Source organism: Burkholderia seminalis DSM 23518 (assembly GCF_902832885.1).
GTDB lineage: Bacteria > Pseudomonadota > Gammaproteobacteria > Burkholderiales > Burkholderiaceae > Burkholderia > Burkholderia seminalis.
This window is the reverse complement of the sequence record NZ_CADFDK010000005.1, coordinates 284460-299835: the sequence shown is the minus strand read 5'-3', so window position 1 is coordinate 299835 and position 15376 is coordinate 284460. Positions and strand designations below refer to the sequence as shown.

Sequence of the window (15376 nt, the reverse complement as noted above, 5' to 3'; positions counted from 1 at the left end):
GTTTCCGCCCTTATCTGCACCAGCAATGTGCGGTACCGCCGGTTATACGATCCGGCGATTGCCGATTTGGCTTCAACCTCTAATCGACTTTCAGCGACATGGAAAACACGCAAGAGAACCCGGCACCCCAATCGGCCGAAGACAACGGCAGCGAGAAGCAGGCGGCGCAAGGCGCCGCGCCCGCCGCCGAAGCCGCCGACGCGGCGCTCGCGGAGGCTCAAGCCAAGGTCGCCGAGCTGCAGGAAAGCTTCCTGCGGGCGAAGGCCGAGACCGAGAACGTCCGCCGCCGCGCGCAGGACGACGTGTCGAAGGCGCACAAGTTCGCGATCGAGAGCTTCGCGGAACACCTGCTGCCCGTGCTGGACAGCCTGGAAGCGGCCGTCAGCGACACCTCCGGCGACATCGCGAAGGTGCGGGAAGGCGTCGAGCTGACGCTGCGCCAGCTGACGAGCGCGCTCGAGAAGGGCCGCGTCGTCGCCATCAACCCGGTCGGCGAGAAGTTCGATCCGCACCAGCACCAGGCGATTTCGATGGTGCCGGCCGAGCAGGAGCCGAACACCGTCGTCACCGTGCTGCAAAAGGGCTATACGATCGCCGACCGCGTGCTGCGCCCGGCGCTCGTCACCGTCGCCCAGCCGAAGTAAGGCCGCCGCCATGGTGCCCGCCGGCGTCGATCCGGCCGCGTTCGACGCGTTCGACATGCAGGCGCTCGACGCCGGTTCGTTCGACGCGGCGCTCGACGGCGCGGGCGACGCGCTGGCGGTGGTGTTCTTCTGGGGCGTCGACTGCTTCAACTGCGAAATCGCGAAGAAGGCGATGCTCGCCCAGCCCGACGCGATCCGCGCGCTGGATCTGAAGTGGTTCCATTGCAACGTGTACGAACACCATCAGCTGGGGCGCCGCTTCGGGCTGCACGGCGTGCCGACGTGGTTCTTTTTCCACCGCGGCAAGCGGCTGGGCCGCGCGACGGGCTGGCATGGCCTCGCGCAGTTCCAGGCGGCCGTGTCGGCGGCGCGCGCGAAGGTCGCGGCGGCGGGCGATGGCCCGCACGATCCGGCTACCGGCGGCGATTGAAAAAATTTAATATCCGCATCGCTCGTCGGGTCTTGAAAACGAACCGGACGGACGCATTTCGGGAACAGAGTTGAATTCTGGCGCGCGAAACCGCCCCAAAACGCGGGTTTTCGCGCAGCAAACAGGCATTTCTGGAGATTAGGAAAAATGGGAAAGATCATCGGTATTGACCTCGGCACCACGAACTCGTGCGTCGCCATCATGGAAGGCAACCAGGTCAAGGTCATCGAGAACTCGGAAGGCACGCGCACCACGCCGTCGATCATCGCGTACATGGACGACAACGAAGTCCTCGTCGGCGCGCCGGCCAAGCGTCAGTCGGTGACCAACCCGAAGAACACGCTGTTCGCGGTGAAGCGCCTGATCGGCCGCCGCTTCGAAGAGAAGGAAGTCCAGAAGGACATCGGCCTGATGCCGTACTCGATCATCAAGGCCGACAACGGCGATGCATGGGTCGAAGCACACGGCGAAAAGCTCGCGCCGCCGCAGGTTTCGGCGGAAGTGCTGCGCAAGATGAAGAAGACGGCCGAAGACTACCTCGGCGAGCCGGTCACGGAAGCCGTGATCACGGTGCCGGCGTACTTCAACGACAGCCAGCGCCAGGCGACCAAGGACGCCGGCCGCATCGCGGGCCTCGAGGTCAAGCGGATCATCAACGAGCCGACCGCGGCCGCGCTCGCGTTCGGCCTCGACAAGGCCGAGAAGGGCGACCGCAAGATCGCCGTGTATGACCTCGGCGGCGGCACGTTCGACGTGTCGATCATCGAGATCGCGGACGTCGACGGCGAAATGCAGTTCGAAGTGCTGTCGACCAACGGCGACACGTTCCTCGGCGGCGAAGACTTCGACCAGCGCATCATCGATTACATCATCGGCGAGTTCAAGAAGGAGCAGGGCGTCGACCTGTCGAAGGACGTGCTCGCGCTGCAGCGCCTGAAGGAAGCCGCCGAAAAGGCGAAGATCGAGCTGTCGTCGAGCCAGCAGACCGAAATCAACCTGCCGTACATCACGGCGGACGCGTCGGGCCCGAAGCACTTGAACCTGAAGATCACCCGCGCGAAGCTGGAAGCGCTGGTGGAAGACCTCGTCGAGCGCACGATCGAACCGTGCCGCATCGCGATCAAGGACGCAGGCGTCAAGGTGTCGGACATCGACGACGTGATCCTGGTCGGCGGCCAGACGCGCATGCCGAAGGTCATGGAGAAGGTGAAGGAGTTCTTCGGCAAGGATCCGCGCCGTGACGTGAACCCGGACGAAGCCGTCGCAGTCGGCGCGGCGATCCAGGGCCAGGTCCTGTCGGGCGACCGCAAGGACGTGCTGCTGCTCGACGTGACCCCGCTGTCGCTCGGTATCGAGACGCTCGGCGGCGTGATGACGAAGATGATCAGCAAGAACACGACGATCCCGACGAAGCACGCACAGGTGTACTCGACGGCCGACGACAACCAGGGCGCCGTGACGATCAAGGTGTTCCAGGGCGAACGCGAAATGGCAGCGGGCAACAAGCTGCTCGGCGAGTTCAACCTCGAAGGCATTCCGCCCGCACCGCGCGGCGTGCCGCAGATCGAAGTGACCTTCGACATCGACGCGAACGGCATCCTGCACGTCGGCGCGAAGGACAAGGCGACCGGCAAGGAAAACAAGATCACGATCAAGGCGAACTCGGGCCTGTCCGAAGCCGAAATCGACCAGATGATCAAGGACGCGGAAGCGAACGCGGCGGAAGACCACAAGCTGCGCGAGCTGGCTGATTCGCGCAACCAGGGCGACGCGCTGGTCCACAGCACCAAGAAGGCGCTGACCGAGTACGGCGACAAGCTGGACGCGGGCGAGAAGGAAGCGATCGAAGCGTCGCTGAAGTCCCTCGAGGAAGTGCTGAAGGACACGTCGGCCGACAAGGCGGCGATCGACGCGAAGGTCGAGGAGCTTGGCAAGGTGTCGCAGAAGCTCGGCGAGAAGATGTACGCCGACATGCAGGCCCAGCAGGCAGGTGCGGCTGGCGCGGCCGGTGCGGCGGAAGGCGCGGCCCACGCGGGCGGTGCCCAGCAGGCCGCCGACGATGTCGTCGACGCCGAGTTCAAGGAAGTGAAGAAGGACTAAGCCGGGTTGCAATGGCACCGCACGCCGCGCGCGAGACCGCGCGCGGCGCGACTGACCAGCGGCTGAAAAGCGGTCTGTCTTTCCTTCCGGATGGCCGGATCGACTCCACGCCTGGCGGGCCTCGCGGCCCTCCGGGCACATTTGTTTTTTGGCGGGTGCTGCGCGAGCCGTCCGCGGACGGCGCAGCGCCAGACGAGTCGAGAGACTTTACTGCAGGCGAAAGGAGCCGCCGTGTGCGCGATGCGTGGCGGCACAGTGAATCGATATGGCGAAACGGGATTACTACGAGGTTCTGGGCGTCGCGAAGAATGCGAGCGACGACGAAATCAAGAAGGCATATCGCAAGCTTGCGATGAAGTATCACCCTGACCGCAATCCGGACAGCAAGGATGCGGAAGAGCATTTCAAGGAGGTGAAGGAAGCCTATGAAATGCTGTCGGATGGCCAGAAGCGGGCCGCGTACGACCAGTACGGCCACGCGGGCGTCGATCCGAACATGGGCGGTGCGGGCGCACAGGGCTTCGGCGGCTTCGCGGATGCATTCGGCGACATCTTCGGCGACATCTTCGGCCAGGCCGCGGGCGGCGCCGCACGCGGCGGCCGCGGCGGCCCGCAGGTGTACCGCGGCGCCGACCTGCGCTACAGCATGGAAATCACGCTCGAGCAGGCCGCGCACGGCTACGACACGCAGATCCGCGTGCCGAGCTGGGTGTCGTGCGAGGTGTGCCACGGGTCGGGCGCGAAGCCCGGCACGAAGCCGGAAACCTGCCCGACCTGTCATGGCCAGGGCACGGTGCGCATGTCGCAGGGCTTCTTCAGCATCCAGCAGACCTGTCCGAAGTGCCATGGCACGGGCACCTACATCCCCGAGCCGTGCGTGCACTGCCACGGGTCGGGCAAGGTGAAGGAAACCAAGACGCTCGAAGTAAAGATCCCGGCCGGGATCGACGACGGGATGCGGATCCGCTCGGCCGGCAACGGCGAGCCGGGCATCAACGGCGGGCCGCCGGGCGACCTGTGCGTCGAGATCCACATCAAGCCGCACGCGGTGTTCGAGCGCGACGGCGACGATCTCCATTGCCAGATGCCGATCCCGTTCACGACCGCCGCGCTCGGCGGCGAGATCGAGGTGCCGACGCTGGCCGGCCGTGCGTCGTTCCCGGTGCCGGAAGGCACGCAGTCGGGCAAGACGTTCCGCTTGCGCGGCAAGGGCATCAAGGGGCTGCGTTCGAGCATCGCGGGCGATCTGTACGTGCACGTGCAGGTCGAGACGCCCGTGAAGCTGACCGACACCCAGCGCGATCTGCTCAAGCAGTTCGAGAAGTCGCTGGCCGAGGGCGGCGCGCGTCACAGCCCGCAGAGCAAGAGCTGGTTCGACCGTGTGAAGAGCTTCTTCGAGTAACGGCATGACTGAAGGCAACGAGAGCGCGTCGTTCGCGCTCTTGGACGATTGCGACTCGACCGCGTCCGCGCGGTCGAGTCGTTTGTATTCGGGATTCGTGCGCGAACGCGTGTGCACGGATCCGGCGCGGCTCGACGACATCGATGCGGCGGTCGCGCAGGACCTGCGCGACGGGCTGCACGCGGTCGTCGTCGGCGATTATGAATTCGGACGCAACCTGCAACGGGCGCAGCCGGGCCAGGCCCCGCTGCGCTTTTTGCTGTATGCGCGCTGCGAGCGCCTGTCGCGCGACGAGGTCGACGCATGGCTCGCGCGGCAAGACGACGGCGGCGCGCCGTCGATCGCGGGCGTTGCGCATGTCGCGAAGAGCGTGTCGCGCGACGCGTTCGATGCAGCGATCGCCGCGGTGCACGACGCGCTGCGCGCGGGCGACTCCTACCAGGTCAACTACACGTACCGGCTCGATTTCGACGTGTTCGGCACGCCGCTCGCACTGTACCGGCGGCTGCGCGCGCGCCAGCCCGTGCGGTACGGCGCGCTGATCGCGCTGCCCGGCGGCGCGTGGGTCGTGTCGTGCTCGCCCGAGCTGTTCGTCGAGAAGCACGGCGACGTGCTGCGCGCGCGGCCGATGAAGGGCACCGCGCCGCGTTCGGCCGATCCGCGCGACGATGCGGCGGCCGCCGCGTTCCTCGCGAGCGATCCGAAGAACCGTGCGGAAAACGTGATGATCGTCGACCTGCTGCGCAACGACGTGTCGCGGATCGCGCGCACCGGCACCGTCAAGGTGCCGGCGCTGTTCTCCGTCGAACCGTATGCGTCGGTGTGGCAGATGACGTCGACGGTCGAGGCCGGCTGGCGCGACGGCACGACGTTCGCGCAGATGCTGCGCGCGCTGTTTCCGTGCGGGTCGATCACGGGCGCGCCGAAGTACAAGACGATGCAGTTGATCGATGCGATCGAGTCGACGCCGCGCGGGCTTTATACGGGCGCGATCGGTTGGCTCGACGCGCCGGGTGACCGCGCGGCCGGCTGCGGCGATTTCTGCCTGTCGGTCGCGATCCGGACGCTGACGCTCGACGGAGCCGAGACCGGTGTCGACCCATCCGGTGCGGCAACGCGGCATCATGGCACGATGGGGGTCGGCGCGGGCATCGTGCTCGACAGCGTCGCGGCCGACGAATATGCGGAGTGCGAATTGAAAGCGCGATTCCTGACGGATGCCGATCCCGGTTTCCAGTTGTTCGAAACGACCGCGGCCACGCGTGCGGACGGCATCCGGCATCTCGATCGACACCTCGCGCGGCTGCAGCGCAGCGCGGATGCGTTCGGCTTCCGCTTCGACGCCGACGCGTTGCGTCGCGAGATCGACGCGCGCTGCGCGGCGCTCGACGGCGACGGCGCGTACCGGATGAAGCTCGCGCTGGCTAAGGACGGCACGATCGAGATCGTCGCGGCGCCGCTGAAGCCGCTGCCGGCGGGGCCGGTCGGCGTACTGCTGGCGTCCGCGCACGGTTTCGCGCCGACCCGCGCGAGCGACGCGCTGCTGCTGCACAAGACCACGCGCCGTGCCGAATACGACCGCGCGTGGCAGGCGGCCGAGTCGCTCGGCGGTTTCGACATGCTGTTCGTCAACGAACGCGGCGAGGTGACGGAGGGCGGCCGCTCGAACCTGTTCGTGAAGCTCGACGGCCAGTGGGTGACGCCGCCGCTGGCGTGCGGCGTGCTGCCGGGCGTGATGCGCGGCGTGCTGCTCGACGACCGGGCGTTCGGCGCGGTGGAGCGCGTCGTGACCCGCGACGATCTTGCGCGCGCACAAGGGTTGCTGCTGACCAATGCATTGCGCGGTGCGCTCGACGCGGTGTTGACGTGACGATGTGACGGAGCGGGCCTCGCGCTCGCGCCGGCCACCGGACTTTCAGCGCACCAACGAAAAGCGCGGCGCCCCGCAAAGGGCGCCGCGCTTTTTCACATCCGGCCGATGACGCGTCAGAACGAGTGCTCGGGGCCGGGGAACGACCGATCCTTCACCGCGCTCACATAGGCTTCGACAGCCGCCTGAATGCTCGGCTGGCCCTGCATGAAATCCTTCACGAAACGCGGCCGCTTGCCGGGGAATACACCGAGCATGTCGTGCAGCACGAGCACCTGCCCCGAGCAGTCGACGCCCGCGCCGATGCCGATCGTCGGGATCTTCAGCATGTGCGTGACTTCGGACGCGACGAGCGTCGGCACGGCTTCGAGCACGACGAGCTGCGCGCCCGCGTCCTCGACCGCGCGCGCATCGCGCAGCAGTTGCGCGGCGCCGGCTTCGGTCTTGCCCTGCACCTTGAAGCCGCCGAACGCATGCACCGATTGCGGCGTGAGGCCGACGTGCGCGCACACCGGCACCGAGCGCTCGACGAGGAAGCGGATCGTATCGGCGAGCCATTCGCCGCCTTCGAGCTTGACCATCTGCGCGCCGGCGCGCATCAGCTTGACCGAGTTCGCGAACGCCTCGGCCGGCGTGCCGTACGTGCCGAACGGCAGATCGGCGACGACGAGCGCGCGCGGTTGCGCGCGAGCAACGCAGGCCGTGTGGTACGCGATGTCGTCGAGCGACACGGGCAGCGTGGTCGTATGGCCCTGCAGCACGTTGCCGAGCGAATCGCCGATCAGCAGCACGTCGGTGCCGGCGCGATCGAGCAGCGCGGAAAAGCTCGCGTCGTAGCAGGTGAGCATCGCGATCTTCTCGCCGGCGTCGCGCATTGCCTGCAGCTTGGGCACCGTCACGGCAGGCCGGCTCGATTCCTGGAGATAGGTCATGGGAAATCCGGGTCGATAAGTGAGGAACGACAGGCGGGACGCGTCAGCGCGTCGTCTCGCCCTTGACGAAGAACTCCTTGCGGCCGCGCATCGTCTCGATGCGCTCGATCAGCAGGGCGAGATCTTCGGGGGAATCCAGCGGGTTCAGGTGTTCCGCGGCGACCGTCAGCACCGGCGTGCGGTCGTAGTGGTAGAAGAATTCGTTGTACGCGTCGACGAGCGAGCGCAGGTACGCATCGCTGATCTGCAGCTCCATCGGCAGCCCGCGCTTCTGGATGCGCGAGAACAGCACTTCGGGGCTTGCCTGCAGATAGACGACGAGGTCGGGCGACGGCGCCTGCGGCACGTCGACGTGCGTCGCGACCGCACGATACAGCTGCCATTCGTCTTCCGGCAGGTTCAGCCGCGCGAAGATGTCGTTCTTCTGCGGCATGAAATCGGCGATGACGGGGCGGCCCGTGTCGAGCGCGCCGATCAGCTCGCGCGCCTGTTGCGCGCGCTGCAGCGCGAACGACAGCTGCACGGGCAGCGCGTAGCGCGCGGTGTCGCGGTAAAAACGTTCGAGAAACGGGTTGTCCTGCGGGCGTTCGAGCAGCGTCTGCATCGACCAGCGCTCGGCGAGCAGGCGCGCGAGCGTCGTCTTGCCGACGCCGATCGGGCCTTCGATCACGAGATAACGGTGCGGGGCGCGCAGGTCGGGTGCGGTGACGGTCAGCGGAGTGGAGTTCATCGGCAGCGGGTCTTGTCGGCGTCTTCGCCGGCAGCGAGCGCCTTCTGCATCGGGCACTGGCAGGTTTGCACCTTCTCGACGCGCTGGTCTGCCACGGCGGCGAGGAAGGCATCGGCACGGCCGCGCGCGGGAATGTCGAGCGCCGGTTCGATCTCGACGAGCGGCACGAGCGCGAACGCACGGTCGGTGAGGCGCGGGTGCGGGACGATCAGGTCGGGTTCGTCGATCGAATCGGCGCCGAACAGCAGGATGTCGAGGTCGAGCGTGCGCGGCGCGTTGCGATACGGGCGCTCGCGCCCGAAGTGATGTTCGATCTTCTGGCAAAGCGCGAGCAGTTCGCGGGCCGACAGCGTCGTATCGAGCTTGACGACGCAGTTGTAGTAGTCGTCGCCGCCCGCTTCGAAGGGCGCCGTGCGATACAGGCTCGATTTGCCGAGGATCGAGATGGTGCGCTGCTGCGCGAGGCACACCACCGCGTCCTTCAGGGTCTGGCGCGCATCGCCGAGATTCGCCCCCAGTCCGATATATGCAACCGTCATGGCATCACTTCCTACGTCGTTCGCCGGCGAGCGCGTCAGTCGTCGGACCCGCCCGAGGTATCCGGCACCTGCTCGGCCGCACCTTCGCCCGGCTTGCGGTTTCGCACACCGCCGCGGCGGCGCCGCTTGCGGGGCGATTTTTCCTTCGAGCCGCCCTGCGTGAGCAAGGCCTCGCGAGCGGCCGCGTCGCCTTCGATGAAATCCGTCCACCACTGTCCGACTTCCGCATCGAGCTCGCCGGATTCGCAGCGTAACAGGAGGAAATCATACCCCGCTCTAAACCTTTGGTGTTCCAGCAGCCGCATCGCGCTGCGGCCCGAGCGCTTCTCGAGGCGCAGCTGCAGGCCCCAGATTTCGCGCATGTCGGCCGAATAGCGCTTGTGGATCGCCAGTTTCTCGGTCTGCATGTCGAGCACGTCGTCCATCGCGCGATGGAGCGCCGGCACCGGAATTTCGCCGTCGGCCGTGTATTGCTCGAAGCGCTGGCGCATGTCGTGCCACAGCAGCGTCGCGAACAGGAAGCCCGGCGACACCGGCTTGCCGGCGCGCACGCGGGCGTCGGTGTTGTTCAGCGCGAGCGTGATGAATTTCTCGCCCTGCGGCTGTTCGAGCACGACGTCGAGGAGCGGCAGCAGCCCGTGGTGCAGGCCTTCCTTGCGCAGCCGCGTCAGGCACGCGAGCGCGTGGCCCGACAGCAGCAGCTTCAGCATCTCGTCGAACAGGCGCGCGGCCGGCACGTTGTTGATCAGGTCGGCGAGCGCGTGGATCGGCTCGCGCGTATGCGGCTCGATCTCGAAGCCGAGCTTCGCCGCGAAGCGCACGACGCGCAGCATCCGCACCGGATCCTCGCGGAAGCGCGTGGCCGGATCGCCGATCATCCGCAACAGGCGGGCGCGCATGTCGGCCATCCCGTCGTGGTAGTCGAGCACCGTCTGCGTCGACGGGTCGTAGTACATCGCGTTGATCGTGAAGTCGCGGCGCGCGGCGTCTTCGTGCTGCTCGCCCCACACGTTGTCGCGCAGCACGCGGCCGCTGGCGTCGACCGCATGCGTGCGGCGATCGAGTTCGTCGCGCTTCAGGCGCTTCGGCGGCTCGGCGGTGGCGGCCTCGGGCGGCGCGTCGACCAGCGCGCGGAACGTCGACACCTCGATCAGTTCCTGGCCGAACTGCACGTGGACGATCTGGAAGCGGCGGCCGATCAGGCGCGCGCGGCGGAACAGGCGCTGGACTTCGGTCGGCGTCGCGTCGGTCGCGACGTCGAAGTCCTTCGGCGCGATGCCGAGCAGCAGGTCGCGTACCGCGCCGCCGACGATGAACGCACGAAAGCCCGCCTGCTGCAGCGTGTCGGTCACGCGCACGGCGTTCCTCGAGATCAGCGCTGGATTGATGCCGTGCACGCTGGCCGGCACGACGGTCGGCTCATGGTTGCTGCGCGGCTTTTTCGTGCCGGCGCCGCGGGCGCCCTTCGGCGCGCGCGGGGCAGCAGGGGCCGCTTCGTCGGCCGGGGCCGCTGCGGGAGACGTTTGCCCGGTTTCGTCCTGACCGAGCAGCTTGCGGATGAATTTTTTGATCACGACGTTCAGAAAAGATCGAGGATACGCCAGCCGCGGGTGCTTGCATGCGCACGCAGCGTGTCGTCAGGGTTGGTCGCGATCGGGTCGGTGACTTTCTCGAGCAGCGGGATGTCGTTGTGCGAGTCGCTGTAGAAATAGCTGTGCGCGAAGTCGTCCCAGTGCTTGCCGAGCGATGCGAGCCATGCTTCGGTCCGCACGATCTTGCCTTCGCGGTAGCTCGGCGTGCCGGTCGGCCGGCCCGTGTAAGGCGAGTCGGGATGCCCGTCGGTCGTCTCGACCTCGCACGCGATCAGCGTATCGACGCCGAACGCGGTCGCGATCGGGCGCGTGATGAACTCGTTGGTCGCGGTCACCACGCAGCACAGGTCGCCCGCGTCGAGGTGCTTGCGCACCAGTTCGAGCGCGGCGGGCGTCATCGCGGGCCGGATCACCTCGTGCATGTACTGCTCGTGCCATTGCGCGAGCTGCGCGCGCGAATACTTCGCGAGCGGCGTGAGCATCGCCGTGAGGTACGCGTGGATGTCGAGCTTGCCGGCCTTGTAGTCGGCGAAGAACTGATCGTTCTGCCGCGAGAAGCTTTCCGCGTCGACGATGCCGAGCTTCACCATGAAGCGGCCCCATTCGTGGTCGCTATCGGTGGGGATCAGCGTGTGATCGAGGTCAAAGAGTGCCAGATTAGTCATGGAAGCGCATTTTACTCGAAGCGGTTCGGGCCCGTGCCCGGTGGTGTGATGTCGTCGCCGGGACGCGCGAGCATCCGGCGCAGCAGCGGCAGCGTGACCGCGCGTTTTTGCTCGAGCGAGAAGCGGTCGAGCGCGTCGAGCAGCGCCATCAGGCTCGGCATGTCGCGGCGGAAATGGGTCAGCAGGTAGGCGGCGATGTCGTCGGTGAGCGCGATCCCGCGCTCTTTCGCGGCGAGCTTGAGCACCGCGATCTTGCCGGCGTCGGACGGCGGCGACAGGTGGAACACGAGCCCCCAGCCGAGGCGCGTGCGGAGATCCTCGCGCACGTCGAGCGCGAGCGGCGCCGCGGGGCCCGCCGCGACGAACGCGCTCGACGGGTGCGCGCGCACTTCGTTGAACAGATTGAACAGCGCGACCTGCTGCGCGTCGCTCATCCGGTCGCAGTCGTCGATCGCGTAGATGCCGATGCGCGGGTCGAACGTGAACGCGCCGAGCGGGCTCTGCGGCGTCAGGTAGCGCGCATAGCCGTACGACGCATCGCTCACGAGCGCCTGCAGCAGGTGGGTGCGGCCGCTGCCGGGCTCGCCCCAGATATAGAACGACCGGTCCGGCACGGGGCCCGCCGCGAGCGCGAGGTCGAGCTTCTGCAGGCGCGAGATGAGCTCGTCGTTCTCCTCGTTCATGATGAAGTTGTCGAACGTGGCGGGCGGCGGCGTGCCGAGATCGAGCGTCAGTTGACGGGACACAACAGTCACAATGCAGGTCGGTTGAAAATACGCGCGCCGTACGCCGGGCGCGCCCGGGGGCTTGCGGATCCGTGGGCTTCACGCGCGGCCGCACGCACGGCGCCGCGCGGGTTTCGGCGCGGACGGCTCGGCGATGAAAACGGGGACGTGTTGACCAAGATGCAATCCCTGACGATTCGGTGCTGGGAATTCCGGCCAACGGGCCGGCTTCGGGTAAAATCGCATTTTACCGACCTTCTCGCATTCCCCCATGAATCCTCCGAAATCCGCTCCCGACGCTCAGGGTCTGTCCTATCGTGACGCAGGTGTCGACATCGACGCAGGCGACGCGCTCATCGACAAGATCAAGCCTTTTGCGAAGAAAACCCTGCGCGACGGCGTGCTCGGCGGCATCGGCGGGTTCGGCGCGCTGTTCGAAGTGCCGAAGAAGTACCAGGAGCCCGTGCTCGTGTCGGGCACCGACGGCGTGGGCACCAAGCTCAAGCTGGCGTTTCATCTGAACAAACACGACACGGTCGGCCAGGATCTGGTCGCGATGAGCGTGAACGACATCCTCGTGCAGGGCGCCGAGCCGCTGTTCTTCCTCGACTACTTCGCGTGCGGCAAGCTCGACGTCGACACGGCCGCCACGGTCGTCAAGGGCATCGCGCAGGGCTGCGAACTGTCGGGCTGCGCGCTGATCGGCGGTGAAACGGCCGAAATGCCGGGCATGTACCCGGACGGCGAATACGACCTGGCCGGCTTCGCGGTCGGCGCGGTCGAGAAGAGCAAGATCATCGACGGCAGCACGATCGCCGAAGGCGACGTGGTGCTGGGCCTCGCGTCGAGCGGCATCCATTCGAACGGTTTCTCGCTCGTGCGCAAGATCATCGAGCGCGCGAACCCCGACCTGTCGGCCGATTTCCACGGCCGCTCGCTCGCCGACGCGCTGATGGCCCCCACGCGCATCTACGTGAAGCCGCTGCTCGCGCTGATGCAGAAGCTGCCGGTGAAAGGCATGGCGCACATCACGGGCGGCGGCCTCGTCGAGAACATCCCGCGCGTGCTGCGCGAAGGCCTCACCGCCGAGCTCGACCAGAACGCCTGGCCGCTGCCGCCGCTGTTCAAGTGGCTGCAGGAGCACGGCGGTGTCGCCGATGCGGAAATGCACCGCGTGTTCAACTGCGGCATCGGCATGGCCGTGATCGTCTCGGCGGCCGATGCCGACGCGGCGATCGCGGACCTGACCGCCGCCGGCGAACAGGTGTGGAAGATCGGCACCGTGCGTGCGACCCGCGAAGGCGAGGCGCAGACGGTCGTGGTCTGACGCGCCGCCAGCAGCAGATGCCGCAAGGAAAGCCGCCCGGAGTCGATCCGGGCGGCTTTTTTTTCGGGCGCCGCGCGGCATGCGGACGCGCGCCGATGAAGGAGGGACGACGATGACCGAAGACGAACATGCGATCCGCGCGCTCGTGGAAAACTGGTTCGTGTCGAGCCGGCGCGGCGATCTGGCCACCGTGCTCGACCTGATCGCCGACGACGCGATCTTCATGGTGGCCGGCAAGCCGCCGTTCGACAAGGCGGCGTTCGCGGCTGCGTCGCGCGACGCGAACGCGGGCGCCGAGCATGCGCCGACGATCGACGGCCGCTACCGGATCGACGAACTGCGCGTGATCGGCGACTGGGCGTACATGCGCAATTTCATCGAGATCGACGCGACGCCGCCGGGCGGCGACACGATTCGCCGCTCGGGCCCTACGCTGACGATCTTCCGCAAGGCCGACGGCCGCTGGCAGCTCGTGCGCGACGCGAATCTCGTGACGCGCGTGCATTGAGCGCGGCGGCGCGCGCCGCCGCTCAGGCGGACGGCCGGGGCGCGTTCGCCGGACGCGCGCCGGCCAGCAAGGGCGGCACCAGCAGGTAGAGCAGCGCGGCGGCAGCCCACACCAGCCCCGGCCACGTTGCGCGCGTCGCCGCATAGGTTGCGGTGACGACCAGCGGCCCCGCGACGCCGATCAGGCTCGCCACGCTCGCGAGCGTACCCTGCAGTTCGCCCTGGCGTGCATCGTCGACCTGCCGCGCGAGCATCGCCTGCAACGCCGGCAGCGTCATGCCGCCCGCCGCGAACAGCGGCAGCAGCGCGAACGGCACCCACGCGGCGGTCGCGAACGCAATCGCCACGAGCCCGAGCGCGTCGCCCGCGAGGCCCAGTGCGAGCGCGCGGCGCTCGCCGAGCCGCGCGATCAGCGGCCCGATCGCGAACGCCTGCGCAAGCGCGTGGCACGCGCCGTAGCCGGCGAGCGACAGCCCCGCGACCGGCGTCGACCAGCCGAAATGTTCCTGGCCGTACAGGATCCACAATGTCGCGGGCGCTTGCGACACGAGCGCCACGATCACGTAGATGCCGACCAGCGGCGCAAGCGCGGGCGCGCCGCTCAGCCGGCGCAGGCTCGCGAACGGGTTGAGCGTGCCGGCCGTGTGGCCTTCGCGGGCCGAACGCGGCCGCGATTCGGGCAGCGCGCGCCAGACCAGCGCGAGGTTGAGCGCATTGAGCAGCGCGGCCGCGACGAACGGCGCGCGCAGATGCAGCGCGCCGAGCAGCCCGCCGATCAACGGGCCTGCGATGAAGCCGATGCCCATCATCGCGCCGAGCTGGCCGAAGCGCCGGGCGCGGTCGGGTTCGGCCGTCACGTCGGTCACGTAGGCGGTCGCGACCGCGACGTTCGCGCCGGTGATGCCCGCGATCAGCCGCCCGACGTAAAGCCAGGCGAGCGTCGGCGCGAGCGCCATCAGCAGATAGTCGAGCGCGGCACCCGCGAGCGACGCGAGCAGCACCGGGCGGCGGCCAAAACGGTCGCTCAGCGCGCCGAGCAGCGGCGCGCACAGGAACTGCGCGAACGCGTACAGCGCGAGCAGGATCCCGTAGTGGGTATCGATGCCGCCCGCGCCGGCGAGCGCGCGCAGCAGCCCGGGCAGGATCGGCATCACGATTCCGACGCCGATCGCGTCGAGCAAAACCGTGGCCAGGATGGCAATCAGGGATGGATTCAAGAAGGTCACTCTATCGATGATAGAGTGGTGATTATTCCATAGTTTCCCTATCGGTGATAGAGATGAAGGACACAGGGGCGCGACTGACGCGCGACACGGTATTGCGCGCGGCGCTCGACTTGCTGGACGAAGTGGGGATCGATGGCCTGTCGACGCGGCGGCTCGCCGAGCGGCTTGGCGTGCAGTCGCCGACGCTGTACTGGCATTTCAGGAACAAGGCCGAACTGCTCGACGCGATGGCGGAGGCGATCATGCTCGAGCGCCACGACGCGTCGCTGCCGCGGCCGGGCGACGCGTGGGATGCGTGGCTTCTCGACAACGCGCGCAGTTTTCGCCACGCGCTGCTGGCCTATCGCGACGGCGCGCGCCTGCATGCCGGGACGCGGCCGCGGGCGCTGCATTTCAGCTCGATCGAACGCAAGGTCGCGCTGCTCGGCGAAGCGGGTTTCGCGCCAGAGGAGGCGGTCGACGTGATGTATGCGCTGGGCCGCTTCGTGGTCGGATGGGTGCTGGAGGAGCAGGCGCAACCGGACGGCGACGCCGAGGCGCCGCTGCCGGATGCGGCCGAGTATCCGCTGCTCGCGAAAGGCTGGGCCGCGCTGCGCGAACGCAGCGGCGACGAGGCGTTCGAGCGCGGCATCGCGTGGCTCGTCGACGGCGCCCGTGCGCGGCTCGCGGCGCGCCGGGACGGCTGAC

At 67.8% G+C, this 15376-nt stretch carries 15 protein-coding genes; 8 read left to right on the top strand and 7 right to left on the bottom strand.

What is annotated here, in order from left to right; genetic code table 11:
- Window positions 1-98: 98 nt before the first annotated feature.
- From grpE to pabB, 5 genes are all read left to right on the top strand, one after another.
- Complete coding sequence (grpE, locus tag HWX00_RS18385) at window positions 99-644, top strand: nucleotide exchange factor GrpE (RefSeq protein ID WP_034187167.1); 546 nt, start codon at window positions 99-101, stop codon at window positions 642-644.
- Between the two features lie 10 nt (window positions 645-654).
- On the top strand, window positions 655-1074 hold the full coding sequence (locus tag HWX00_RS18380) for a thioredoxin family protein (protein ID WP_049036284.1): 420 nt from the start codon (window positions 655-657) through the stop codon (window positions 1072-1074).
- Window positions 1075-1221: 147 nt separating this feature from the next.
- Window positions 1222-3174: a molecular chaperone DnaK gene (dnaK, locus tag HWX00_RS18375; RefSeq protein WP_021162213.1), complete on the top strand. Its 1953-nt coding sequence runs from the start codon at window positions 1222-1224 to the stop codon at window positions 3172-3174.
- Between the two features lie 265 nt (window positions 3175-3439).
- Entirely contained in the window at window positions 3440-4576 is a 1137-nt protein-coding gene (gene dnaJ / locus HWX00_RS18370; RefSeq protein WP_175027628.1) for a molecular chaperone DnaJ, read from the top strand.
- 4 nt (window positions 4577-4580) lie between these two features.
- The gene (gene pabB, locus HWX00_RS18365; protein ID WP_175027627.1) at window positions 4581-6446 is read left to right on the top strand and encodes an aminodeoxychorismate synthase component I; all 1866 of its coding nucleotides are present in this window, start codon (window positions 4581-4583) and stop codon (window positions 6444-6446) included.
- Window positions 6447-6562: 116 nt separating this feature from the next.
- On the opposite strand, the gene panB is transcribed toward pabB, so the two are convergent.
- The 6 genes from panB to hda are packed head-to-tail and all read right to left on the bottom strand — an operon-like array spanning window position 6563 to window position 11650.
- Window positions 6563-7378 carry a 3-methyl-2-oxobutanoate hydroxymethyltransferase gene (gene panB, locus HWX00_RS18360; protein ID WP_034187171.1) on the bottom strand — a complete coding sequence of 272 codons (816 nt, stop codon included), beginning with the start codon at window positions 7376-7378 and terminating at the stop codon, window positions 6563-6565.
- A 43-nt stretch (window positions 7379-7421) separates the two neighbouring features.
- On the bottom strand, window positions 7422-8108 hold the full coding sequence (locus HWX00_RS18355; protein ID WP_034187172.1) for a deoxynucleoside kinase: 687 nt from the start codon (window positions 8106-8108) through the stop codon (window positions 7422-7424).
- Window positions 8105-8647 (bottom strand): 2-amino-4-hydroxy-6-hydroxymethyldihydropteridine diphosphokinase, encoded by a 543-nt coding sequence (gene folK / locus HWX00_RS18350; RefSeq protein ID WP_034187173.1) that lies wholly within the window; start codon window positions 8645-8647, stop codon window positions 8105-8107. Before folK ends, HWX00_RS18355 begins: the two co-directional genes overlap by 4 nt.
- 35 nt (window positions 8648-8682) lie before the next feature.
- The gene (gene pcnB / locus HWX00_RS18345) at window positions 8683-10221 is read right to left on the bottom strand and encodes a polynucleotide adenylyltransferase PcnB (protein WP_069707102.1); all 1539 of its coding nucleotides are present in this window, start codon (window positions 10219-10221) and stop codon (window positions 8683-8685) included.
- A gap of 5 nt (window positions 10222-10226) precedes the next feature.
- The gene (locus HWX00_RS18340; protein ID WP_049028593.1) at window positions 10227-10904 is read right to left on the bottom strand and encodes a histidinol-phosphatase; all 678 of its coding nucleotides are present in this window, start codon (window positions 10902-10904) and stop codon (window positions 10227-10229) included.
- Between the two features lie 11 nt (window positions 10905-10915).
- The gene (hda, locus tag HWX00_RS18335; RefSeq protein WP_034187176.1) at window positions 10916-11650 is read right to left on the bottom strand and encodes a DnaA regulatory inactivator Hda; all 735 of its coding nucleotides are present in this window, start codon (window positions 11648-11650) and stop codon (window positions 10916-10918) included.
- A 250-nt stretch (window positions 11651-11900) separates the two neighbouring features.
- Here hda and purM point away from each other — a divergent pair, with 250 nt between their 5' ends.
- Together purM and HWX00_RS18325 are read left to right on the top strand one after the other, a co-directional pair.
- Window positions 11901-12956 carry a phosphoribosylformylglycinamidine cyclo-ligase gene (gene purM, locus HWX00_RS18330; protein ID WP_034187177.1) on the top strand — a complete coding sequence of 352 codons (1056 nt, stop codon included), beginning with the start codon at window positions 11901-11903 and terminating at the stop codon, window positions 12954-12956.
- Window positions 12957-13068: 112 nt separating this feature from the next.
- Window positions 13069-13464, top strand: a complete 396-nt coding sequence (locus tag HWX00_RS18325; protein ID WP_069707109.1) for a YybH family protein — start codon at window positions 13069-13071, stop codon at window positions 13462-13464.
- A gap of 22 nt (window positions 13465-13486) precedes the next feature.
- On the opposite strand, the gene tet(64) is transcribed toward HWX00_RS18325, so the two are convergent.
- On the bottom strand, window positions 13487-14680 hold the full coding sequence (tet(64), locus tag HWX00_RS18320; protein ID WP_175027626.1) for a tetracycline efflux MFS transporter Tet(64): 1194 nt from the start codon (window positions 14678-14680) through the stop codon (window positions 13487-13489).
- Window positions 14681-14742: 62 nt separating this feature from the next.
- On the opposite strand from tet(64), the gene tetR reads away from it, so the two are divergent.
- Window positions 14743-15375 (top strand): tetracycline resistance transcriptional repressor TetR, encoded by a 633-nt coding sequence (gene tetR, locus HWX00_RS18315; RefSeq protein ID WP_175027625.1) that lies wholly within the window; start codon window positions 14743-14745, stop codon window positions 15373-15375.
- Window position 15376: the final 1 nt, after the last annotated feature.